At 58.5% G+C, this 22,565-nt stretch carries 19 protein-coding genes; 12 read left to right on the top strand and 7 right to left on the bottom strand.

The features are described from left to right. Positions 1 to 403: 403 nt before the first annotated feature. The gene (locus tag Q0K10_RS11510) at positions 404 to 1,321 is read right to left on the bottom strand and encodes a nucleoside hydrolase (RefSeq protein WP_294507147.1); all 918 of its coding nucleotides are present in this window, start codon (positions 1,319 to 1,321) and stop codon (positions 404 to 406) included. 122 nt (positions 1,322 to 1,443) lie between these two features. Between Q0K10_RS11510 and Q0K10_RS11505 the strand changes: the two genes are divergently transcribed. Further along, positions 1,444 to 2,214 carry an AraC family transcriptional regulator gene (locus Q0K10_RS11505; RefSeq protein WP_294507145.1) on the top strand — a complete coding sequence of 257 codons (771 nt, stop codon included), beginning with the start codon at positions 1,444 to 1,446 and terminating at the stop codon, positions 2,212 to 2,214. Here the strand turns inward: Q0K10_RS11505 and Q0K10_RS11500 are convergent. The 3 genes from Q0K10_RS11500 to Q0K10_RS11490 form a co-directional block, all read right to left on the bottom strand. Further along, positions 2,201 to 3,253: a hypothetical protein gene (locus tag Q0K10_RS11500; RefSeq protein WP_294507143.1), complete on the bottom strand. Its 1,053-nt coding sequence runs from the start codon at positions 3,251 to 3,253 to the stop codon at positions 2,201 to 2,203. The two genes, Q0K10_RS11505 and Q0K10_RS11500, sit on opposite strands and share 14 nt — an antisense overlap. Continuing rightward, positions 3,250 to 3,798 carry a GNAT family N-acetyltransferase gene (locus Q0K10_RS11495; protein WP_294507141.1) on the bottom strand — a complete coding sequence of 183 codons (549 nt, stop codon included), beginning with the start codon at positions 3,796 to 3,798 and terminating at the stop codon, positions 3,250 to 3,252. The genes Q0K10_RS11500 and Q0K10_RS11495 overlap by 4 nt, the downstream gene beginning before the upstream one ends. A gap of 229 nt (positions 3,799 to 4,027) precedes the next feature. After that, complete coding sequence (locus Q0K10_RS11490; protein ID WP_294507139.1) at positions 4,028 to 5,386, bottom strand: dicarboxylate/amino acid:cation symporter; 1,359 nt, start codon at positions 5,384 to 5,386, stop codon at positions 4,028 to 4,030. A gap of 190 nt (positions 5,387 to 5,576) precedes the next feature. On the opposite strand from Q0K10_RS11490, the gene Q0K10_RS11485 reads away from it, so the two are divergent. The 11 genes from Q0K10_RS11485 to Q0K10_RS11435 all read left to right on the top strand — a co-directional run bounded on the left by Q0K10_RS11485 (position 5,577) and on the right by Q0K10_RS11435 (position 17,574). After that, a complete protein-coding gene (locus Q0K10_RS11485) occupies positions 5,577 to 6,863 on the top strand; it encodes a nucleotide sugar dehydrogenase (RefSeq protein ID WP_294507136.1) in 1,287 nt (428 codons plus the stop codon). An 88-nt stretch (positions 6,864 to 6,951) separates the two neighbouring features. Continuing rightward, complete coding sequence (gene gmd / locus Q0K10_RS11480) at positions 6,952 to 8,001, top strand: GDP-mannose 4,6-dehydratase (protein WP_294507134.1); 1,050 nt, start codon at positions 6,952 to 6,954, stop codon at positions 7,999 to 8,001. 15 nt (positions 8,002 to 8,016) lie between these two features. Further along, positions 8,017 to 8,955 carry a GDP-L-fucose synthase gene (locus tag Q0K10_RS11475; RefSeq protein ID WP_366943003.1) on the top strand — a complete coding sequence of 313 codons (939 nt, stop codon included), beginning with the start codon at positions 8,017 to 8,019 and terminating at the stop codon, positions 8,953 to 8,955. Then, positions 8,952 to 9,968: a glycosyltransferase gene (locus Q0K10_RS11470; RefSeq protein WP_294507129.1), complete on the top strand. Its 1,017-nt coding sequence runs from the start codon at positions 8,952 to 8,954 to the stop codon at positions 9,966 to 9,968. The genes Q0K10_RS11475 and Q0K10_RS11470 overlap by 4 nt, the downstream gene beginning before the upstream one ends. A gap of 61 nt (positions 9,969 to 10,029) precedes the next feature. Next, the gene (locus Q0K10_RS11465; RefSeq protein WP_294507127.1) at positions 10,030 to 10,992 is read left to right on the top strand and encodes a UDP-glucuronic acid decarboxylase family protein; all 963 of its coding nucleotides are present in this window, start codon (positions 10,030 to 10,032) and stop codon (positions 10,990 to 10,992) included. Between the two features lie 124 nt (positions 10,993 to 11,116). After that, positions 11,117 to 12,484 (top strand): UDP-glucose 6-dehydrogenase, encoded by a 1,368-nt coding sequence (locus Q0K10_RS11460; RefSeq protein ID WP_366943002.1) that lies wholly within the window; start codon positions 11,117 to 11,119, stop codon positions 12,482 to 12,484. A 25-nt stretch (positions 12,485 to 12,509) separates the two neighbouring features. After that, the gene (locus Q0K10_RS11455; RefSeq protein ID WP_294507122.1) at positions 12,510 to 13,871 is read left to right on the top strand and encodes an FAD-dependent oxidoreductase; all 1,362 of its coding nucleotides are present in this window, start codon (positions 12,510 to 12,512) and stop codon (positions 13,869 to 13,871) included. Between the two features lie 121 nt (positions 13,872 to 13,992). After that, complete coding sequence (locus Q0K10_RS11450) at positions 13,993 to 15,777, top strand: alanine--tRNA ligase (RefSeq protein ID WP_294507120.1); 1,785 nt, start codon at positions 13,993 to 13,995, stop codon at positions 15,775 to 15,777. A 22-nt stretch (positions 15,778 to 15,799) separates the two neighbouring features. Further along, the gene (locus Q0K10_RS11445; RefSeq protein ID WP_294507119.1) at positions 15,800 to 16,306 is read left to right on the top strand and encodes an STAS domain-containing protein; all 507 of its coding nucleotides are present in this window, start codon (positions 15,800 to 15,802) and stop codon (positions 16,304 to 16,306) included. Beyond that, the gene (locus tag Q0K10_RS11440; protein ID WP_294507116.1) at positions 16,306 to 16,902 is read left to right on the top strand and encodes a hypothetical protein; all 597 of its coding nucleotides are present in this window, start codon (positions 16,306 to 16,308) and stop codon (positions 16,900 to 16,902) included. The genes Q0K10_RS11445 and Q0K10_RS11440 overlap by 1 nt, the downstream gene beginning before the upstream one ends. 147 nt (positions 16,903 to 17,049) lie before the next feature. After that, positions 17,050 to 17,574, top strand: coding sequence for a DUF4240 domain-containing protein (locus Q0K10_RS11435; RefSeq protein WP_294507113.1), 525 nt, complete (start codon positions 17,050 to 17,052; stop codon positions 17,572 to 17,574). Positions 17,575 to 17,783: 209 nt separating this feature from the next. Here the strand turns inward: Q0K10_RS11435 and Q0K10_RS11430 are convergent, their stop codons facing one another. The 3 genes from Q0K10_RS11430 to Q0K10_RS11420 are packed head-to-tail and all read right to left on the bottom strand — an operon-like array spanning position 17,784 to position 22,403. Next, complete coding sequence (locus Q0K10_RS11430) at positions 17,784 to 18,758, bottom strand: DUF4838 domain-containing protein (RefSeq protein WP_294507111.1); 975 nt, start codon at positions 18,756 to 18,758, stop codon at positions 17,784 to 17,786. Between the two features lie 12 nt (positions 18,759 to 18,770). Beyond that, complete coding sequence (locus tag Q0K10_RS11425; protein WP_294507109.1) at positions 18,771 to 19,610, bottom strand: type II secretion system protein; 840 nt, start codon at positions 19,608 to 19,610, stop codon at positions 18,771 to 18,773. 6 nt (positions 19,611 to 19,616) lie between these two features. After that, positions 19,617 to 22,403, bottom strand: coding sequence for a hypothetical protein (locus Q0K10_RS11420; RefSeq protein ID WP_294507107.1), 2,787 nt, complete (start codon positions 22,401 to 22,403; stop codon positions 19,617 to 19,619). Positions 22,404 to 22,565: the final 162 nt, after the last annotated feature.

Here is a 22,565-nt window from a genome sequence, read left to right as displayed (position 1 = left end):
GCCTGACTTCAGTGGATAGTCTCCTCCCTCGTTTACGCCTTGTGAATCTGGAACAAACCCAATCCGCATCAGCCCTGCGGCTGTCGAATTCCAACAGATTCGGCGTCGGACAATCCGGTCGACTCGAACCGTCTTCCGCCAGGTTCCGGAACCGGAAAAACTCCTCCGATTTCTCCTCTTCGTTTTTCCAGTATATACCGAAACTGACATTAATCAACCGTTCCCGCCCGGCGAAAGCCCCTTTTTTAAAAAAAAATTTGTTTTTACGCCCTTTTTATCAATTACAGCACAAAAACATATTCGTTTTTAAGATCACCAGGTTTGACCTTCTGAAGCGACCGGCATCGTTTCATCAGCAATCGCGCCGGACCATCCGCATCAGGACGACCGGTACGGCGCATCGTCATCTGCGGCAGTGGTTGCGCAGCCGCGTGTAGATGTCCTCAAACAGCGCCTCACGATTGATCTCTCTTGCAATCAGCATCTTGCGACCATCATCAGCAGGAGGAAGCCATGTGCTGTCATCCCCGAGCCTTTCACGCGGAACAATCTCCCATTTCGTCGATTCCGGGCTCGTCAGGAAAGAAACCGCCGAAATATCCCAGATTACCTTGTTCACGCATTTGTGCTCCTCGACGAAATCGCGGAAGATCGTGAAAAGATAGCGTCCGGGTTCTCCGCAGTCGGAGAGTTCGCGCCCGAGCTCTTCGATCGAATTCGTAAGCGCACTCGCGACGTGGCAGCAGGGAATCCGCACATAAGCCGCATCGGAATCAATCACAATCTGCGCGGCCGGGATGTCTTCGTAAAGATTGAATTCATGGTTGATTTCCTGCTCATAATCATGTCCGCCCAGCCAGATGATGACGATGTCCCGGGCGATTTCCGGCGCGACGAGCAGTGCCGAAGCGACGTTCGTAATCGCGCCGATCGCCGCGACGAACAGCTTTTCCCCCCGTTCATGCGCCCGCTTCGCTTCCGCAACGATGAAATCGACCGCTTCGGAGTGGACCGGCGTCTTCCGATCCGGCAGAAACGAGGTCGCACCGCGGAAAGCGGGAACGCTCCCCGCGAATCCCATGAGTTCGATGATCCGCACGATCTCCTGAAAGCTCTTCTCCATGCCGTCCGCCGGCGAAGTCGAACGGCTGTTCAGAAAAGGTGCCGCCGTCACGCCGCGCAGATCCACCCGCTCCGGCGTCAGAAGCGCGTAAACCACCGCGAACTGATCGTCGATCTCATTGTAGGTGTCGGTATCCAGAATCATCGGAACCGGATAGGCGGACTCTGAAATCGTGTAGCTTTTCTCATCGAAATTCATGGTTCAATCCCCCTGTTTCGTTGCTGTTGATAGCATACACCACACTCTTTCCTGATCCAAGACTTGCAAATGGCAATCTTCGATGGTATTATAGCACAAAACAACTTTTTCAGGGAAAAACCATGCGTCCGGAGATTCTTTACAGCGGAAATTATGCGGGCAGCCGCAACACGGCGCTGCACCGCCACGACGGAGCCGAACTTGTTCTGGTCACGTCGGGAAGGTGCGGCAACGTCGTTCCGGGCGGTTCGCTCACGGCGGCGACCGGCGGAATTTTCGTCATCCCGCCGGAATTGCCGCATCGCCAGATCGATTTCGGAGAAGTGACGACCGCTTTCATCGTTTTCGAACCGCCGGCCGGCGGCAGGGAGTTCGACCTTTCGTTCCGCGTGATCGATGCCGCCTCCGATCTGTTCGTTCCGGTCTGGATCAGGCAGATCGACTCGCTCTACCGTCGAAAGTCAGTCGAAGAGTGCAATCAACTGCTCGCACTGCTGCTCTTCCGGCTCCGCAGGATGGAACTTGCCCTGGCCGAGGCCCCTCCCCCTCCGGAACCCGTCGGCGCTGCACTCGCTCACCTGGCCGGACACTTTGCAGAACCGTTCTCCGTCACGGAATCGGCAAAAAAATATTCGCTCAGCGTCAGTTACTTCAGCGCCCTCTTCCGAAAACATGTCGGGCAGAGTCCGGCTGAGTATGTGCGCAAACAAAGACTCGCCCATGCACGACGGCTGCTCCTGGGCAGCCGCCTCTCCATTGCGGAAGTGGGGGAATTGTGCGGATATCCGAACACAAACTACTTTGTCCGGCTCTTCCGGCAGCGCCACGGCTGCACACCGGGGGAATACCGCGCCGGAGCCGGAGCGAAGGCGGACAACCTTACAGATCGCTGACCGCCGCAAGCATCCGATCGATATCCTCCAAATGGAGGTCACCCATCGCGGCGATTTCAAACAGGTGCCGTTCCTCAAGATAACGGGGACGGTAATAGACGTCAACCCCGGCCGCATCCCACGCCGCAAGCATCCTGCTCCAGCGCAGCTCCGGCGGACGGCGGAACGCCGTCACCATGCGGCTGTTGCTGCCCGGCAGCGGTTCGATGCCGATCCGGCGCAACCCCTCTACCGTCCGCTCCTTGAGCGCGGCGATGCGCGCGGAATACTCCACACAGTCGCCGATCGAGCGCAAACTCGACTCCAATGCCATCAGCTGCATGGAGCTGAGCGTATTGCGCACCATGCCGGATGAGGATTCCGCCGCGATGATCTTCGCAAGATCAAGCGCCTCGGGGCGGTTTTCAAGCGCGGCGGGCTTCACGCTTTCATCGAGCAGAACAATGGAGATCCCCGGCAGTCCGGCGAGCGCCTTGCCGCTCGAAGCGGTCACGACATGAACGTGCTCGTTGCCGAAAAGTTCCGGAGCAAGCCCCACGGCACTCACGCCGTCGAGAGCGATGCGGATTCCGCGCGGAGCGGCGATTTCATCGAGAAGTGCGATGTTGTTCGCACGGCCGCAACTTGTCTCGGTCGCAACTCCGAAGATCCAGTCGACCTCCGGATGCGCGGCCAGACACGATTCGATCTTCTCCCGGTCGATCGGTTCGCCCCACTCGAATTTCAGAGCAATGGTATCCGGGTTGCAGTTCCGGCACTGCTTCAGCAGCCGGTCGCCGAACTCCCCGTTCGAGATGACCAGCACCCGGCGGGCGCCGGGCACGATGTTCCAGACCATGAGCTCGTTCGCCCAGGTGCCGGTTCCCGCGGCGATGACCGGGTGGAACCTCCCCCCGCTGATCGTTCGCAAACTCTCCGCCGCCGAGCGGAAAAGCGCGCTGAAGCGTTCACTGCGATGGGAAAACAACGGCTCCCGGATCGCCTCCTGCGTGGCCGGGAACAGATGCGGTACGGTAGGAACCAGTTCAAGACGTCTCATTTGGTGCACCTCGCAACGGCCAGTGCGCAACGGCGCAGAATCGGCGGCAGATCCGCCACCATCGGGTAGAACAGCGCCTCCCCGTCCTGCACCGGGTCGCCCACAGCCCGGAAACCGATATGTTCGTAAAAATCCTTCTGCTCCGAAATTCCGGAGATAATCAGCAGCCGATAGCCCATTTCGTCGAGCTTCTTGAAGATCGTCGCGCCGAGACGCGGCGCAAGCGGAGTCTTGCGGTATTCCGGACGGATCGCAAAAAGCCGCAGCTCGGCCGTGTGCCCCGGAATCATCTCCCGCCGGATCACCTCGCCGAACCGCTCAACCGCGGAAAACGGCTCCTTCCAGTGCGCGCAGATCATGCCGACCGCCTCGCCGTGATCCCAGCCGGCGTAGTAGAGGTTCTTGGCGTGAAACTTATCGATGAGAAGCCCGTCCTGATGGATTTCATGCTGGTGCAGTTCCTCGGAGAATACTGCATGGTTCAACTGCCAGAGCTGCCGCATTTCCGCCTCGTCGCGAGGTGGACGAATCTCAACTTCCGCCATTTTTGTTCCTTGTAAAAATTACATTCGGCCCGCAGCTCTCCCGAGACCTGCCCGGAAAAGACGGACATCTCCCTGTCACATCCCGATTTTCATCCGGCGCGCACACCGGAAAAAACGCCGGGGTCTGAAAAAATCACAGCAACCCGACGTCTCCTAGTTTCCCGATGTATAGTGTACATCCGATTCCATCAGATTTCAACCGTCATCCAGCGAAAAAATAAGAAAACTCTCACAATCCGGAAATATCCTGCTCCTGCTGCCGGCAAACGGCCGGCGACGGATGCGTTTCTCCGATCATGCCGTTGCGGCGTGCGATCACATAGTTGCCGATGTTGTCGCCCGCGACGTTGCAGGCGGTCTCGAACATGTCCAGCAGCGGATTGATGCCGATCGCGAGCGCGACCACCATCGCGGTCTGCTCCGGCGCCAGCCCCATGTTCTCCAGCACCATGAAGAGCAGGAAAATGCTCCCGCCCGGAATTCCCCCCGTCCCAATCGAAGCGAACACCACCGAAAGAATCAGCACCATGATCTCTCCGAGCCCGAGCGGAATGTCAAAGAGGTTCGCTGCGAGAATCGCGAACACCGGCAAATGGATGCAGACCCCGTCCATGTTGATCGTCGCCCCGAGCGGCAGCGCGAAACCCGAAAGCTCGCTGCGAATCCGCAAATCCTCCTGCGCGACCCGCATCGAAACCGGCAGCGCCGCCGCGCTCGAACGGGTCAGGAACGCCGTCAACACCGGCTCGCGAATCGCACGCAACAGCCGGAACGGATTCTCCCGGCAGGCAATCAGAACCATGAGCGGATAGATCACCAGCAGCATCAGAATCACTCCCACAATCACGCAACCGGCAATGCGCAGATAAGGGCCGAAAAGCTCCACCCCGTACTGCGCGAAATTCACCGCGCTCAACGCGAACACCCCGATCGGGAAATACTCCATGATCCAGTCGATCATCCGGAAACACGCCTTGAGCGCAGCCTGTGAGAGGTCGAGCAGAGATTCGAGCGTCGCCCGGAGTTTTCCATCGGAGGACTCCTCGATCACCGTACGGACCGCGATGCCGAAGAGAATCGAAAAGACGATAATCGAAAGGAACTTCCCCTCCGCCAGCGCCTGGAAGGGATTCATGAACAGATCTGCAATGAGCTGCGAAAGCGCACCGCCGCCGCTGCCGCCACCGCCCATGCGCAGATGATCGACCTGTCCGAGCAGCCGCGCGCTCGGCGCAGCAGCGCCCTCCATGCGCGGATTCAGAAAAAGCGCAAGCCCCGTACCGAACACGCTCGCAAAGAGCGAGGTCGCCAGATACCAGACGATCACCCACGCGCCGAGCCGCCCGAACTTCCGCAGCGGAAGGCTCGCCGCCCCCGTCACCAGCGAAAGGAAGATGATCGGAATCACCACCATTTTCAGCATCGCAATGAGCACTGTCCCGAACGGCGCAAGAACTGCCGTAACCCGGAAAAAAAGCTCCTCGCTCGCATAACGGCATCCGATCCCGGCAGCCGTACCGAGCAGAAACGCCGCTACGATCCGCCAGACCAGCGGAACCGAAAAATAAAGACGGAACACTCTTTTCATAAATACCTGCATTTCAATTTTTGAAGATCCATATAATATACTGTTTCCGGAAAACGTTTGCAAGAATCGTTCCGAGTTTCCCGGGAAAAACATCCCGCCGGGCAAAATTGAAAAATCGGCGAATACGGTGTAATTTAAAACGACGAAATTTTCCATACGGCCTGCCACGTGCAGGATAACGAGGTGTTTTATGCTTGGTAGAATTGCGGACGGGAGCGCGAAAGTCGCGCTGATCGGTCTCGGATATGTCGGTCTGCCCCTGGCGGTCGCCTTCGGCAGAAAATTCGACACCGTCGGTTTCGACGTGAAAACCACACGGATCGAAGAGTTGAAAAACGGACGCGACGGCACGCTGGAAACCTCTCCGGAAGAGCTCGCCTCAGCTGAAAAACTGCATTTGAGCAACTCTCCGGAAGATCTGCGCGGGCGCGACTTCTACATCGTCGCGGTCCCGACTCCGGTGGACCGATTCAACACGCCGGACCTCACACCGCTCTACCGCGCGAGCGAAACCGTTGGAAAAGTCATCGCTCCCGGCGCGGTCGTGATCTTCGAAAGCACGGTCTACCCCGGCTGCACCGAGGAACAATGCGTACCGGTCATCGAGCGCGAGAGCGGTCTGGTTTTCAACCGCGACTTCTTCTGCGGATACAGTCCCGAACGGATCAATCCCGGCGACAGGGAGCACACGCTTGAGCGGATCGTGAAGATCACCTCCGGGTCGACGCCCGAGACCGCCGACGCGGTCGATGCGCTCTACCGCTCGGTCGTCAAAGCGGGAACCTTCCGAGCGAGCTCGCTCAAGGTGGCGGAGGCCGCGAAAGTCATCGAAAACTCCCAGCGCGATCTGAACATCGCCTTCGTGAACGAACTTGCCAAAATCTTCCGGCTGATCGGAATCGATACTCGCGAGGTGCTTGAAGCAGCCGGTACGAAGTGGAATTTTCTGAAGTTCCAGCCCGGACTCGTCGGCGGTCACTGCATCGGCGTCGACCCCTATTATCTGACCCACAAGGCGACCGAACTCGGATACCATCCGGAAGTGATTCTCGCGGGACGGCGGATCAACGACAGCATGGGGCGTTACGCCGCGACCGAAACGATCAAACTCATGATCCGCAACGGCGGCAGGATCCTCGGAGCGCGGGTGCTGCAGCTCGGAATCACCTTCAAGGAGAACTGTCCGGACATCCGCAACTCCCGCGCGGCCGATGTGGCGAAAACCCTCGCCGAATTCGGCTGCAAAGTCGACGTCTGCGACCCATGGGCCGATCCGGATGAGGTAAAACGCAATTACGAACTCAGCTCGTTCCGTTCACTCGAAGCGGAGGATCCTGCACAATACGAGGCGGTCGTGCTCGCTGTCGCCCACGACGAGTTCCGCCGGATCGATCCGCGGACGTTCCGGAAAAATTCGTGCGTCATCTACGACATCAAGGGGTTGTGGCCCCGCGAACTGGTGGACGGACGGTTATGAGCGGCCGGTATCCAGCCGGTCCGCGGGCCGGAAAATGCGCCGGCCCGGCAGAATGGATGATTCAGAAAAGCAAGAAAGGGAGCCTTTCATGAAACGCGCGCTCATCACCGGAATCACGGGGCAGGACGGCTCCTACCTCGCGGAACTGCTGCTCGAAAAGGGGTACGAGGTGCACGGCATCATCCGCCGCGCAAGCACCTTCAACACCGCCCGGATCGACCATCTGTACAGGGATCTCCACGAAAAGGACGTGCGGCTGATCCTCCACTACGGAGACCTCACGGATACGAGCAATTTGAACCGGCTGCTCGAAAAAATTCAGCCGCAGGAGATCTACAACCTCGGCGCTCAGTCGCACGTGCGCGTCTCGTTTGAAGTGCCGGAATACACGGCCGACGTCGACGCGGTCGGAACGATCCGGCTGCTCGATGCGATCCGGGAGACCGGGATTCCGGCCCGTTTCTACCAGGCCTCCACGAGCGAACTTTACGGCGACGCCGCTACTCCGCAGAACGAGGAGACCCCGTTCCGTCCACGCAGTCCCTACGCCGTCGCAAAACTCTACGGCTACTGGATTACCCGGAACTACCGTGAAGCCTACGGGCTGCACGCGAGCAACGGAATTCTCTTCAACCACGAGTCGCCGCGACGGGGCGAGACCTTCGTGACCCGCAAAATCACGATGGCGGTCGCCCGCATCCTGCGCGGCACGCAGGAGTCTCTCTACATGGGCAACCTCGACGCGAAACGCGACTGGGGATATGCACCCGACTATGTGAAGATGATGTATCTCATGCTTCAGCAGGAAAAACCCGACGACTACGTCGCCGCAACCGGGGAGTCGCATACCGTGCGCGAATTCATCGAGGAGTCGTTCCGGCTCGTCGGCCGTCCCGTCGAATGGAAGGGGACCGGCCTGGAGGAGACCGGGATCGACACCGTGACCGGGAAAACCGTCGTGCGGATCGATCCGCGTTACTTCCGGCCCGCCGAGGTCGATTTCCTGCTCGGCGACGCATCCAAGGCAAAGCGGCAGCTGAACTGGGAACCGACGGTGCGTTTCCACGAACTGGTTCGCATCATGACCGAGGGCGACCTGCGGCTGCTCGACAATCCGAACTACGAAACGGGGTTTTGAGTTATGAGCACATCCATGAACCGGGACTCCCGGATCTTCGTCGCGGGGCACCGCGGCATGGTCGGTTCAGCGGTCGTGCGGCTGCTCGTCGCGGAGGGGTATCGGAATCTGCTGATGCGCACGCACGCCGAACTCGACCTCACGGACCGCCGGGCGGTCGACGCCTTTTTCGAAACCGAACGGCCCGAATATGTCGTCCTCGCGGCGGCGAAGGTCGGAGGAATCAAGGCGAACATGCTCGACAAGGCGGGATTTCTCTTCACCAATCTCGAAATCCAGAACAACGTGATCTCCGCGGCATGGCGGAACGGCTGCCGGAAACTCTGTTTTCTAGGAAGCAGCTGCATCTATCCGTGCGAAGCGCCGCAGCCGATCCGCGAGGAGGCTCTGCTCTCCGGACCGCTCGAACCGACGAACGAAGGGTACGCGCTCGCGAAGATCGCCGGGTATAAACTCTGTTATTATCTCTCGAAGGAGAAAGGATTTCCGACCGTTTCTCTGATGCCGTGCAATCTCTACGGAACGAACGACAACTACGATCCCGAACACTCGCACGTATTCCCGGCGCTCGTGCGGAGATTCGTGGAAGCGGCCGAGGCGGGAGCACCGGAAGTCACGCTCTGGGGGACCGGAACCGTGCTGCGGGAATTCCTGCATGTCGACGATGTCGCTCGCGCTGTGCTCTTCTTTCTGCGCGAGCGGAATGACCCCGAGATCGTGAACATCGGCGCCGGATATGATCTGACGATCCGCGAACTCGCCGGCAAGATCGCCGAATTTGCCGGATTCCGGGGAAAAATCTGCTTCGATCCCAACGCCGCCCCCGACGGAATGCGCCGGAAACTGCTCGACGTGTCACGCGCCCATGCGCTCGGCTGGCGGCCGACCATCACGCTCGACGAAGGGATTCGGCGCACGATCGCTGAGTATCGTGAACTCCGGAAACAACCATGAACGTTTCCCCCATCCGGCTCGCGGTCGCCGATTCGCCGCGCGCCGCGCTCGATGAACGGATTCTGCGGCGGCTCGAACAACGCGGTCTGGTGAGACCGTATCTCATCCGCGAACCGGATTTCTCCGGAATTGCGGCGGCAGATTTCGACGCTCTTTTTGTGCCGGAGCTCCGTACGCCCTCCCTGCGGCGGCTCGCGCGCCGCGTTCACCCGGAGATGCCGATCCTGCTCGGGAGCGCTCCCCTCCCCCGGCTTCGTCGGCGGCTTCTCCGCTGCGTCGATCTCCTCTTTTACGCGAGCGACGCGGCCCGGACGGAACGACTTCGGTGCGGAATCGAACCGAAGCGGCTCTTTTTCCTGCCGCCTCACGTGATCGATCCGGCCTCCCTGGAGGAACAACGGATCCGGGAACGGCGCGCAGGGGAACTCCGCGCCTCGCTCGGAATTCCGGATGAGGAGCGTGTCCTTCTTTTCGCCGGGGAGTTCGTCGAGGAAAACGCCCCCGGCATTCTGCTCGAATCGTTTCTGTTCCGCCTGCGGGAACGTGAACTCCCGAACTGGACGCTCGCACTGGCCGGGAGCGGCCCGCTCGAAAAAGAGCTCCGTGAACTCGCGGGAACGTCGCCGCACGTCTGTTTTCTCCCGCCCGGGGAGGAGCCCGCGGTACTCCGGCGCCTGGGGGAGCTCGTCGTCCTTCCTTCGAAAACGGAACGCACGGGAATACGCGCCGCCGCCGTGACGGAAGCGATGGCGGCCTCGCGCCCCGTGCTTGTAACGGAGAATGCCGGAGCGGCGCTCTCCCTGATCCGTCCCGGGGAGAACGGCTGGAGCGTCGACTCGGCTCACCCGGAACTCTGGTTCGACTACATCCGGACGGTTTCGGGAGAACAGCTGCACCGCATGGGAAAAGCCGCATACCGCGCCGCATCAGCCTGGAATTCCGACGCGGCGGCCGCCTCAATCGAGCTGGCGCTGAAGGCAAATCCGGACTTTTTTCCGGAAAACGGTGGATAAATCCGGATTGTGCGTTTATTGTATAAGATAAAAGCATTCACGATTTTTTCCGGAAAAAACAATGAAAAGCAAAACCATTCTGGTCACCGGTGGCGGTGGATTTCTCGGCTCTCACCTCTGCGAGCGGCTGTTGGAGCTCGGGAATGATGTAATTTGTGTGGACAACTTCTACACCGGCAGTAAGCGAAACATCCGGCATCTGCTTGAAAACCATAGATTTGAACTGATCCGGCACGATGTGACCCTTCCGCTCGTGGTCGAAGTGGACGAGATCTACAATCTCGCCTGTCCCGCTTCGCCGATTCACTATCAGCGCGATCCTGCCCAGACGATCAAGACCTGCGTGCACGGTGCAATCAACATGCTCGGACTGGCCAAGCGGACCGGAGCGAAGGTGCTTCAGGCTTCGACCAGCGAAGTGTACGGCGACCCGACCGTTCATCCGCAGGTCGAAGAGTACTGGGGGAACGTGAATCCGGTCGGTCTGCGCTCGTGTTACGACGAGGGGAAACGGTGCGCGGAGACACTCTTCTTCGCCTACAATCTGCAGTGCGGCGTGCCGGTCAAGATCGTCCGGATCTTCAACACCTACGGGCCGCGCATGCATCCGAACGACGGTCGTGTGGTCAGCAACTTCATCCTCCAGGCGCTGAAAAACGAGAACATCACGATCTACGGGAGCGGCGAACAGACCCGCAGCTTCTGCTATCGCGACGATCTCATCGAGGCGATGATCCGGATGATGGCGACTCCGCCGGAGATCACCGGACCGATCAACATCGGCAACCCGGCCGAATTCACAATCCTCGAGCTGGCCGAAATGGTGATCGAACTGACCGGATCGAAGTCGAAGATCGTCCGTGAGCCGCTGCCGTCGGACGATCCGAGACAGCGCCGGCCGGATACGACCAAAGCCGCCAAGATCCTGAACTGGCAGGCGACCACGCCGCTGCGCGAGGGACTTGCGAAGACGATCGAATACTTTGATCAGCTGCTCAAGGAAGATCCGGAGTTTTGTCGCTGAAATGAGAAGAATCAACCAGACCGCAACCCGCTGCCGGAACGGTCTGCCGGAACGCCATGAAACGTTTTCACGCACCATGGCGTTTTTTTCCGTTGGAATCCATGAAATTGCCATGAGGTGAATGATGAAACATATTCTGTGCATTGGAGCCGGTTACGTGGGCGGCCCGACCATGGCGGTCATCGCCGACCGCTGTCCCGACTGCAAAGTTACCGTCGTCGACATCAACGCCGACCGGATCGCGGCCTGGAACTCCGGAACGCTGCCGATCTACGAACCGGGCCTGGAAGAGGTCGTGAACCGCTGCCGCGGACGCAACCTCTTCTATTCGACCGACATCCCGAAGGGAATCCGCGAGGCGGACATCATCTTCGTGAGCGTGAATACGCCGACCAAGACCTTCGGTGCGGGAGCCGGACGCGCGGCGGACCTGCAGTTTCTGGAAAAAACCGCGCGCAGCATCGTCGAATATGCCGAAAACGACAAGATCGTCGTAGAGAAGAGCACGCTCCCGGTCCGCACGGCTCAGGCGATGAGCCGGATCCTTCACTCGAACACGAAAAATCTGAAGTTCCAGATCATCTCGAATCCGGAGTTTCTCGCGGAGGGGACCGCGATCCGTGATCTGGAGAATCCCGACCGCGTCCTCATCGGCGGAATGGAGACCCCTGAGGGGGAACGCGCGGTCGAGGAGATCGCCGCGATCTACGCGCACTGGGTTCCGCGTGAACGGATCATCACGACGAATCTCTGGTCGAGCGAATTGACGAAACTCGTCTCGAATGCGCTTCTGGCGCAGCGGGTCTCATCGGTCAACAGCATTTCGGCGCTCTGCGAAAAGACCGAAGCGAACATCGATGAAGTGACCGCGGCGGCCGGGCGCGACAGCCGCATCGGACCGAAGTTCCTCAAGGCGAGCATCGGCTTCGGCGGGTCCTGCTTCAAAAAAGACATCCTGAATCTCGTCTATCTCTGCGGCCACTACGGACTGCCGGAGGTGGCGGAATACTGGGAACAGGTCGTCCGGATGAATGATTTTCAGGCGCGCCGCTTCGTCGGGAACATGCTCGATGCGATGTTCAACACCGTCGCGGACAAGAAGATCGCGATCTTCGGCTTCGCGTTCAAGGCGGACACCGGCGACACCCGGGAATCCCCCGCCCGCGCCGTCTGCGTGCAGCTGCTCGAAGAACGTGCCAGATTGAGCATTCATGATCCGAAGGCACTCGGCAACGCGAAGATCGATCTCGCAGACGCGGGGGGCGATATCAGCTACGTGGACGATCCCTACGAAGCCGCCAGAGGCGCTCATGCGATCGCGGTCATGACCGAGTGGAACTGCTTCAAGGAGCTCGACTACAAGCGGATCTTCGACTCGATGGAGAAGCCGGCTTTCATTTTCGACGGACGGAACATCCTCGACCATGAGGCTCTCTACGAAATCGGGTTCAACGTCTATCCGATCGGCAAAAAGAAACGGACTCACTTCTGAGCGGGATCACCCGGGGAGGATCATCATGAAGCAAATCACGATTCCGGCAGAGACGATTCCCGTCCTCGAAGAGGCCGACATCTGCGTCATCGGCGGAAGCTGCACGGGACTTTTCGCGGCCGTCCGGGCGGCGCGTCTCGGCGCGAAAGTCGTCCTCATCGAAAAGCACAACTGCTTCGGCGGAGCCGCAACCGCGGGGCTCGTCTGCATGTGGCATTCGATCTTCGACATCACCGGAAAAAAGCAGATCATCGGCGGGCTGACCTTCGAGATGATGGAGCGGCTCGAAAAACGCGGCGCGATCGGAGAATTCCGCAAGGGAGGCCCGCACGTTCCGCGTATTCCATTCAACAGCAGCGAGTTGACGCTGGAGCTCGATGCGCTGGCGCAGGAACATTTGGGGATCCGGACCTTCTTTCACACCTTTTTCTCGCGTCCGGTCATGGCCGGGGACGGAACCATCTCCGCCGTCATCGCCGAAAACAAGTCCGGCCGATTCGCCGTTGCGGCAAAATTCTTCATCGACGCCTCGGGGGACGGCCTGCTCTGCCGGGCGGCGGGATTCCCGATGCGGCGCGCGGAACATCCGCAGCCGCCCACGGCCTGCGCACTCCTCGAAAATTTCCGCAAGACCGGGGATGTCGATCTCAAGGCGCTCATCGAGCGGAACCGGCAGCGTTACCCGGATCTGCCGTGCGGCTACTCCTGGGGGACTGCCGTTCCGGGCAGCGAGGACGTCTACATGCTTTCGGCGACTCGGGTGCTGAACTGCGACTGCATGGAGGCCGATGCGATCACGCGGGCCGAATTCGAGTCGCGCCGCCAGATCCGCGCGCTGACCTCCCTGCTCCGGGAAACCGTGCCCGACGCGCATGTCACACTTCTGGGACTCCCCGCCGAAATCGGCGTCCGGGAGAGCTGTCACATCATCTCGGAAGGGACGCTCCGCGGGAAGGAGATGCTCGCCGGAAACTGTTACCATGACACGATCGGCGCCGGAACCTATCCGGTTGACATCCACGGCAATGCGGACGACTCGATCTCGTTCCTGCACCTGACCGGCAGCAGGCAGCTCTTCCGTTCCCGCACGCTTGTCCGGGAGGAGCGGTGGCTGCCGGAAGGGGAGTTCCTGCCGTTCTACCGGATTCCGCTCTCGTGCCTCGTTCCGCGCGGAGCGAAGAATCTGATCGCCGCAGGGAGAATGCTCGACGCCGACGGCGACTCATTCGGAGCCGTGCGCGTGATGGTCAATTTGAACCAGTGCGGAGAAGCCGCCGGCGTCGCCGCCTGCTGCGCCTTGAACAGCGGGAAAGCGATCACCGAAGTCGACGGCGCGGAGGTCCGGAAAACACTCAACCGCGGCGGTTCCCTGGTCCCGGATGTGTGAAACGCCCCCCGGGTTGCGCGAAAATCGCAAACCGGTACTTGAAAAATACGGACAAATCCGATACATTATATGGATTGAGATTCAAACAGACAACTTATTACAAGAAGATACCGGAATCATCATGAAAGCAGCAGAAATCCGCCGCAGATACATCGATTTTTTCAAGAAACGCAATCACGTCGAAATCAAAAGTGCACCGCTGATCCCCGAAAACGATCCGACCTGCCTCTTCACGACGGCGGGGATGCACCCGCTCGTGCCCTATCTGCTCGGGGCGAAGCATCCGGCCGGAAAACGGCTGACCGATTATCAGAAGTGCATCCGCACCGGCGACATCGACGAGGTCGGAGACGCGGTGCATCTGACCTTCTTTGAAATGCTCGGAAACTGGTCGCTCGGCGATTATTTCAAGAAGGAGATGATCGGTATGAGCTTCGAGTTTCTGACCGGGAAAGAGAATCTGAACATCCCGGTTGAAATGCTCGCCGTGACCGTATTTGCGGGCGATGACGACTGCCCGTTCGACGAGGAGGCGTTCAACGAATGGCGTTCCCACGGGATTCCCGAGGAGCGGATCGCGAAACTCGGCAAAAAGGACAACTGGTGGGGACCGGCCGGAACCACCGGCCCGTGCGGACCCGACACGGAAATGTTCTACTGGACCGGCCCGCTGCCCGCGCCGAAGGTGTTCGACCCGGCCGACAAGCGGTGGGTCGAGATCTGGAATGACGTGTTCATGCAGTACAACAAAACCGCCGACGGCAAGTTCGAACCGCTCGCGCAGCGCAACGTCGACACCGGCATGGGGCTCGAACGCGTCACCGCGATCCTGCAGGGCAAGACGAGTTGCTACGAAACGGAAATCTTCGCCCCGATCTTCGCAAAACTCGACGAGATCCGCGGAATCACCACCGCACCGGAGGTGCGTACGAGTTCGGAGCGGATCATCGCGGACCATCTGCGCGCCGCGACGTTCATCCTCGCGGATGGAATCACGCCGGGCAAGGTCGATCAGCCTTACGTGCTGCGGAGGTTGATCCGCCGTGCGATCCGCGAAGGACGCAAGCTCGGAATCACCGACCCCTTCACCGCAAAGATCGCCGACGCGGTCATCGAGGAGTTCGGCGACGTCTACCCGGAACTGCGTGAGAAGGCCGACATCATCCGCGAAGAGCTGACCCGGGAGGAGAAGCAGTTCGCCGTGACGCTTGAAAAGGGCACGCACGAGTTCCAGAAACTCATCGACCGCGTTCCGGCGCACATCGAGAAGAAGATCATCTCCGGCAAGAATGCGTTCAACCTCTACGAGACCTACGGTTTCCCGATCGAGCTGACCGAGGAGATGGCCCGGGAAAAGGGGTTCCAGGTTGACCGTGCCGGATACGACGCCGCGTTTGCGAAGCATCAGGAGATGAGCCGCGCGGGCGCCGAACAGAAATTCAAAGGCGGTCTCGCCGACAGTTCCGAAGCGACCGCGGCGCTGCACAGCGCGACCCACCTGCTGCAGGCGGCGTTGCGCAAGGTGCTCGGCACGCACGTCGAACAGCGGGGATCGAACATCACGGCCGAGCGGCTCCGCTTCGACTTCTCGCACGAGGAGAAGCTCACGCCGGAACAGCTCAAGCAGGTTGAAGATCTCGTGAACGACGCAATCCGGCGCGACCTGCCGATCGTCTGCGAGGAGATGGATCTTGAGAGCGCGAAAAAATCCGGTGCGATGGGACTCTTCGAGAACAAATACGATACGAAGGTGAAGGTGAAGGTTTACACGATGGGCGACGTCAGCAAGGAGATCTGCGGCGGACCGCATGCGAACCGCACCGGCGAACTTGGCGTGTTCAAGATCAAGAAGGAGGAGAGCTCCAGCCGCGGCGTGCGCCGCATCAAGGCAGTGCTCGAACGCTAACGAATCGGAAAGGGACCAACAAATGAAAGAATCCGATTTGCTGATTTCGCACCGGGACGATGTTTATTTCATCAAGGTTTCGGGGCGGGCAAATTTTGAGTATGCGGTTCCGCTGCGGGAACTGGCCCGGACGCTGGAGAATTTCCGCTGCGTGCGGATGGATATGAGCGAATGTCTCGCGATGGACAGCACCTTCATGGGGGTGCTGTCGATGATCGGGCTCAAGGCGAAACGCTCGGGAGCGCAGGTCGAGCTGGTGAACGCCTCGGAGTTCCTGACCAAACTTCTGCGCGATCTCGGTGTGACGAAACTCTTCACATTTGTGACGGAGACGGAGGGGACCGCCCCGGAATACGATTCGGCTGCGAAAAAAGCCGATCTGCTGACCACGGCCGAAACCGTCACCGAGGCGCACGAATCGCTTGTCGAAGCGGATCAGGCGAACGCCGCGAAGTTCGACCAGGTCATCGCTTTCTCGAAGCAGGATGTGGAACGGCTGAAAAAAGAGCGGGACGACTCACAGAAGTAATGCGTTCAAACGACTTACGCGGGGGAATCCGGAAGCGGACGGCTCTGCTTTTTCTGGGCGGAGCCGGTTCGGTGGTCGTGAGTGCGCTCGTTTCGCTGGTGGTCGTTTTGATCTGTCTCTTTGCGAGAATCCGCGGTTTGCCCGGCAGTTCCGGGAGCGGGGAATGGCTGTGGTATCGGTTTCTGATCGCCTGCGGGTTGCTGGCGGCGGCGTTCCTCATTTACGGGGCAATGAACTTCAGAAAATTCCTTCTTCCGCACGGGGATGAAGATGGTCTTTTCTTCCGCGAGGATGAGAGCAATTCGGATTACTCTCAATTTCCGGTCGAGCGCATTGTGTTTTTTTCGCCCTACATGTTTTTTCTCGGGCTGCGTCTCTGCGGCCAGGGATTGTTCCTGCTCATCACGCCGGTCGACGAGTCGGAACGGCTGCTCCGGACACTCGGGGCGCTCGGCAGAACCGATGTGGGAACGCTTGCGGAACAAAGCGGCATTTCCCGGAAACGGGTTCTGACACTGCTCACAGTGCTCGATGCGACGATCCACACGAAGAACCGCGAAGTCGCATTGACCACGGCCTGGTCTGAACTGCTCTGACCCTTGCGGAAATCCCGAAGAACGTCGTTCCGGGGAAATCCGCAGAATCCGGCGCTCCCGGACCGTCGGACGAAGTAGCCGGGCCTGCCAATATCGGAACTGAAACGATGACTGATGCACCCACACAGGAATGAAAGGAATCGTTGAATGACGGAACAGCAATTCTGGGAAATGCTGGAGCAGCTCGACTGGACACACGAGGGAGACGACGGGCGGGTGGTGCAACCGGTAGTGCAGACTCTCGCCAGACTGCCGGATGAGGAGATTTTTGAATTCGACAATATTCTTGCCCGCAAACTCCATGAGCTCGACAGCCGGGAACTGGTGCAGAAACATTACGAAAAACGGGAGAAATTTTCCGAAGACCGATTCCTCTACAACCGCTGTGTCGCAGTCGTAAACGGGCGCGAATACTATGAAGCGATTCTGGCTCGACGCGAAAAGCTCGATCCCGACCTGGGATTCGAGGCGATACTCTATGTTGCCGAGGATGCCTGGGATCAGAAGCATCCGGACAAAGCGGGAGAGTATCCGCATGTTCCGGAGCCCGATTACGAGAGCGGCAGCAACACCGCACTCCGGGAATCAGTCAAACAGAATTCCACCGTACCTTCCCTTACCGTCTTTCTGCGCCGCCTGTTCCGTCGCGGGGATAACAAACGGAAGAAATAGCCGGGATGAAGTGGCGTTTTCCTGAAAGCGGCGACGAGTTGCCTGCATTCATCGAAACCGTCGAACGGCATCATGGTGCCTTCATCCAGGCGTTCAGAGTTCCCATTGATTCCTCCGCGACAATGAACTCCCTCCGAAGCGAAGTCACGTGAGACATCATCCGTGCCTGGAAACGTCGTCCTCTCCTGAACCGGAGCGACTTAGCCGTTTCACCCGGGAATCGTTCCGGAAAAGATTCTGCTTTCGGCATACGGAACGCCGGCGGCACCCGGGAGGAGAAGTCTGGCGTAATCCCGCAAAACACCATCTCCATATCGTCTGAAATACTCCTGATCCATACCGACGGCGAAGGTCGTAAAATTGCGAATTCCAAGTGCCCGATAAGCGGCGATGTCGGCTTCGACGACCTCCGAGACATAAGGCAGCGGAGCAACGAGTTTCCCTCCGGCCTCCCGCTTCTGAATCGATACGTCGAGCCAGTATTCCAGAACCTGCGCCGTCCCGGCCGGAAACACGGCAAGCAGTCGGCGCAACTTTTCAAACAGGAGACGGTTCACCGAACAGCCCGGGTCGGCGATCGAATGGCGGGGGCAGCGGGGATAAAAATACCAGGGCGCAAATTCAAGAAATACATTCGCGCGCGGCTTGATCCGCACAGGAGCATCAAGCATTTCGCAATAAGCCAGATAAGCAACCTGCGCCATGGGATCGACCTGTTCCAGAGCCTCGGCAATCCGGTTGGCGACGAGCAACTGCAGATCCGACATCGAATAACTCGCACACTTGCGGCAGTGACACCAGGGCTTGCCGTCGTCTCCCCAGAAAAAATAGCGATGGGCCGAGTTGGGGTGGCGTCTCATCAGCGAGACGGCGTTCAGCTTCACGATCTCCATTCCTTCCGCGGAACTCGGGCAGAAATTGTACGCGCCGGTTCGTCCGGAACGCAACCATTGTGGAAAATACTCCTGATGCGTCGAAAACAGCGCCCGGTCCAAAAGCGCGGAACCGGAATGAATCTCATATTCGAACGAGATTTTCCGCCGCTCGAGTTTCTCCCGGAATCCGGGGGGAGGATCCAGCAACGAGTGCATTCCCAACGTGTTCAATCCCAAGCTGTACAGCAATTCCGGCCAGTCCACCCCGACAAGGTCATCCCCGGACAGAACAATTCCCAGATGATTCATGGCGTTCTTCTCTCACTCTGCGGTCAAAGTCAGAACAGTCGAATCAAATCCCGGATAATAGCGGGTGATTCCATACCGTCCCAGCGTCTGTGCGGCGACAGCCGCAGCGTGTCCATCAACGAATGTAACATTGGCGAACCCCGAATGCGCCCCCACGGCCTGGGGAACGTTGGCAACCGTGGAACAGGAATAGAACACCGCGCCTCCCGTCTTCCCATTGTAGTTGTCTATCAGCAGAATGCTCGAACTCGGATTGATCGACCGGGCCGCATAAAAAACCGTATAGGCGTCAAGAACCCCGCTGCAGGAAGGCGCGTAACGGACAAAGGCAAGTCCACGGTCATATTTCGACTTTCCATAATTGGCATTGTCGATGGAATTGGCTGCACGCATGCCGATACTGGTATAATACAAATTGACATGGTCGACATTCGTGTCTTCCGGGCAGAACAGCAGATCCGTATCGGAAATATATGGCGTGGAAACAAAGTACTTGTGCGTCAAACGATACCCCCACGGCAACCCGTCATTTCCAGAAGCATTCGCCCTGGCCAGAAAAGCGCCTTTGTAGTCATCGGCATAAATCGTGATGGCCGCGGCAATCTGTCTCTGCTGATTGAGGCAGTTCGTGGCTTTGGCACGACGGCTGCGAGCCTTGTTGAGCGCCGGCAGCAGCATCGACGCCAATATCGCAATGATTGCAATCACAATAAGGAGCTCGATCAAGGTAAACGCCGCTTTGACCGTTGCCGGGTCGTTGGAGATTTCGGGTGTGTCCGCGGCCCCCCGCACCCGTTGCGTCCGGCCGCCGAATACGGAAACGAAATCGTTGTTTGTGGAAAATTCAGTCATCACAATTCACCTCCGATTTTGGGATGTCAACGAATACTGGTTCATACGCAACTCCTTGAGCTCACATCGACCAGAGATCGCGGAAGAGTTGTCGCCAAACGTGATTTTTGCAGGAACAGCGGGAATTCCGTAACCGGAAATCCGAATCAGCGGCTCATCGGCTCCATTGATGTAAAGTTCGCCGCAGTCCCGCGTTCCGTCAACCAGGATACGGATCCGGTAAAATCCATCCGGGTCCGGAGGAGGCAGAGCCACCGGCGCTCCGTCGAGAAACGAAACGGTGTTTTTCCCGAAACGCCACCCCCAGATCCGGGAACTGTCATGATTCGGAACCGGCAGACTCGTCACGAACTGAATCTGAGGCGAAGCGATGTCGTCCAGACAACGGAATGTCGCGACCGTCTCATAAATCACATGGGCTTTCCCGGACTCAAGCGGCAGGTCGAACCAGCAGCCGCTCCTGCGGTTGTCAAAAAGCAATACTCCGTTCCCCGCGGACACGGCCTCAGGGTGTCCGACGCTCAAAGGCGCGGTGGGGAATGAATTGTTTTGCATATTGAGCTCATGAATCACCGTTTTCATCTCCCGGTTCACTGTTGCGGAAAGCGGTTCGGGGTCACAGTAAATCTGAACTTCCGGCTCCAGGCGATCATGCAGGGCGAGCAGAGCCGCATCGCGAAGAGTTCCGGAACTGCTTCGAAGCACCAGATTTTTCCAGACGGAACAGCCCGTCTCCCCGGGGGAAAGCGAGCCGATCAGCAGACTGCCCGACTCCAGAAAATCGACCTTCTGCGCCGCTTTTTCCAGCAGGGAGCGATCCCGGTCGCAGGGAGTGGAGAGCACGGTTTCCAGCAGCAGAGCATCATCGGCGAAAAGCCGGAGTTTCTTCCCCTCAAACATCAATTTATAGCGATGTGTCCGGCGAGTGTCGAACGGCGTGCTTTTCCGGGCATGTTTCAGCTCCACCCGATCAAGACGAAAGCGGATCGTTTCGGAAAAACGCCCGTTGGCAACTCGCAGCACCACAGAATCCGGAACAGGAGAATCCAGCACGGTCAACTCAAACGAGAGTTCGGCTTTCCCGTCCGGATCAACGTTCAGAGGATGCGCCAGATTGCATAACGCTCCACTCAACCGATATCCTTCTGCCACAATGCGTTCCGCTTCCGGCCCGGCATTTCCCTCAAAAAGCCGACGCCAGAGTCCCTGATTCCTTCCATAGACAAACAACTCCCTCCCCGTCATCAGCACCGTCTCTGCAGCATGAGACGCCGTGGAAATCAACACGGAATTTTGTCCCGATTTCAACAAAGAGGCCGGAACCGGATAAATGAGAAGCCCCTTCCACAAGGTCCCGTCGGAAAGAGAAGAGCCGTTGAACCGAACCCTCATTGTCTCCGGCGCAGCTCCCGGACTCCAGAGCAGCAGGCGGAAATCACCGTGCTCCTCTTCTTCGCCGAGGTAAAGAGGAAGTTCCACACCACGGCCGCCCGGGATGGTCAGCGGATTGGCCGGAGTCAAAATCGGCAACAAAGCGAATTTCATCCCGTCCTTGACGAAACGGCCCGGAGTATCGTAGGAAGCGGTGAAAAAATAAAGTTTGTTTCTGCTGCGCATGGCATCCCGGTCCTCCACTTCGGAAAGGTAACGGGCATTGATCGTTCCCGGCCAGTATTCGTTGTAGGAATAAATTCCGTCGACCCCCTCCGCAAACGCCGCGGCGATCTGTCCGCGAAAATGGAGCACGGAACGATTCCGGGTCAGGAGCGGATGCTGATCTCCCGGAATCCACGGATCGGTTGTATTGGCATAAAACTTCACTCCGTATTTCTGTGCGAGCCGGGCATTCACGTGCCACGGCTCCAGATGCATTTTCGTTCCACCGATCAAAATGTCGACGAAACCCTCCTGGAGCCACCGTTCCAGATCGATGCCGATCCTGCGACAATATCCGGCACTGTCCGGGACCCGGATCGCTATCCGGATCGGACGGTTGCGCCTCTGTCCCGCAAGCCGGGTTTCCTGCCGGATGGTCCGCATCATTCCGGTAAGATCATTCACCGCCTCAGGGGTTGGCTCCCGCCCTTCGCACACGGAGCGGAAAAGAACCGGATCCCGGCCGAAATCAAGTTCAATGCCGTCGACCTCATAATTCCGGGCCACTTCCCGGATAAAGGAGATGCACAAATTCCGGATCTCCGGTTGTTCATAATTGACCGCACTCCAGATTCCGTAGGGAGGCTGCCGATCCCAGCTGCCGCACAGCCACTGCGGATGCTCCTTCTTGAGCAGCGGAAAAAGTTCCACTTCCGGATATTGCCGGATGGATCGATCCGGACGGTAAACCTGATCGTGACGCGAGTCGTTCATGCGCATAGACCAGAACACCTCCTGATTCGCGGCATGAGCGGAACGAATCACCTCCCGCAGCGGATCGGAGTTCTCCTCCCTCATTTTCCGCAATGTATATCCGAAGGAAGGCGAATCAAGGAGTGAGCAACCCGATTCCGACCGGTGGGAGAAAAGGCCGAAACCGGCACTGATCGTGCAATAGGAAACCACGCCGACATCGCTTTTGCGCAGAGGAGTGTTCCGGTAAGCGAGAAACTTTTCCACCGAATAAGGGTTCTTCTCGGAAAAATAGCGGATATCGCAACCGTCATTATTGAAAATCACCAGGCGGCTTTTCTTCGTCCCGTCCTCCGTTCCGTTCGGTGACTCCGCGCCGAAAACCATTGCCGCCGACAGAAAGAAATACACAGCGCCTCCCCGGCCGAACAGTTTCACTTTCATATATAATATTCCTTTCCGTATGATTTGTATTTTTCAACGTCTACACTTATATTATAGCAAATTAGAGATGGAAAGACCATATATAAGAGCCAATTTCAAAAGTATTGGCTCTCTCGTGTTAATCACTTGTTTTTTCGTGCGTCAAAACCGTTTCGGCGCACT

It is taken from the genome of uncultured Victivallis sp. (assembly GCF_944391105.1).
Taxonomy (GTDB): domain Bacteria; phylum Verrucomicrobiota; class Lentisphaeria; order Victivallales; family Victivallaceae; genus Victivallis.
This window is presented reverse-complemented; position numbering and strand designations above follow the sequence as displayed.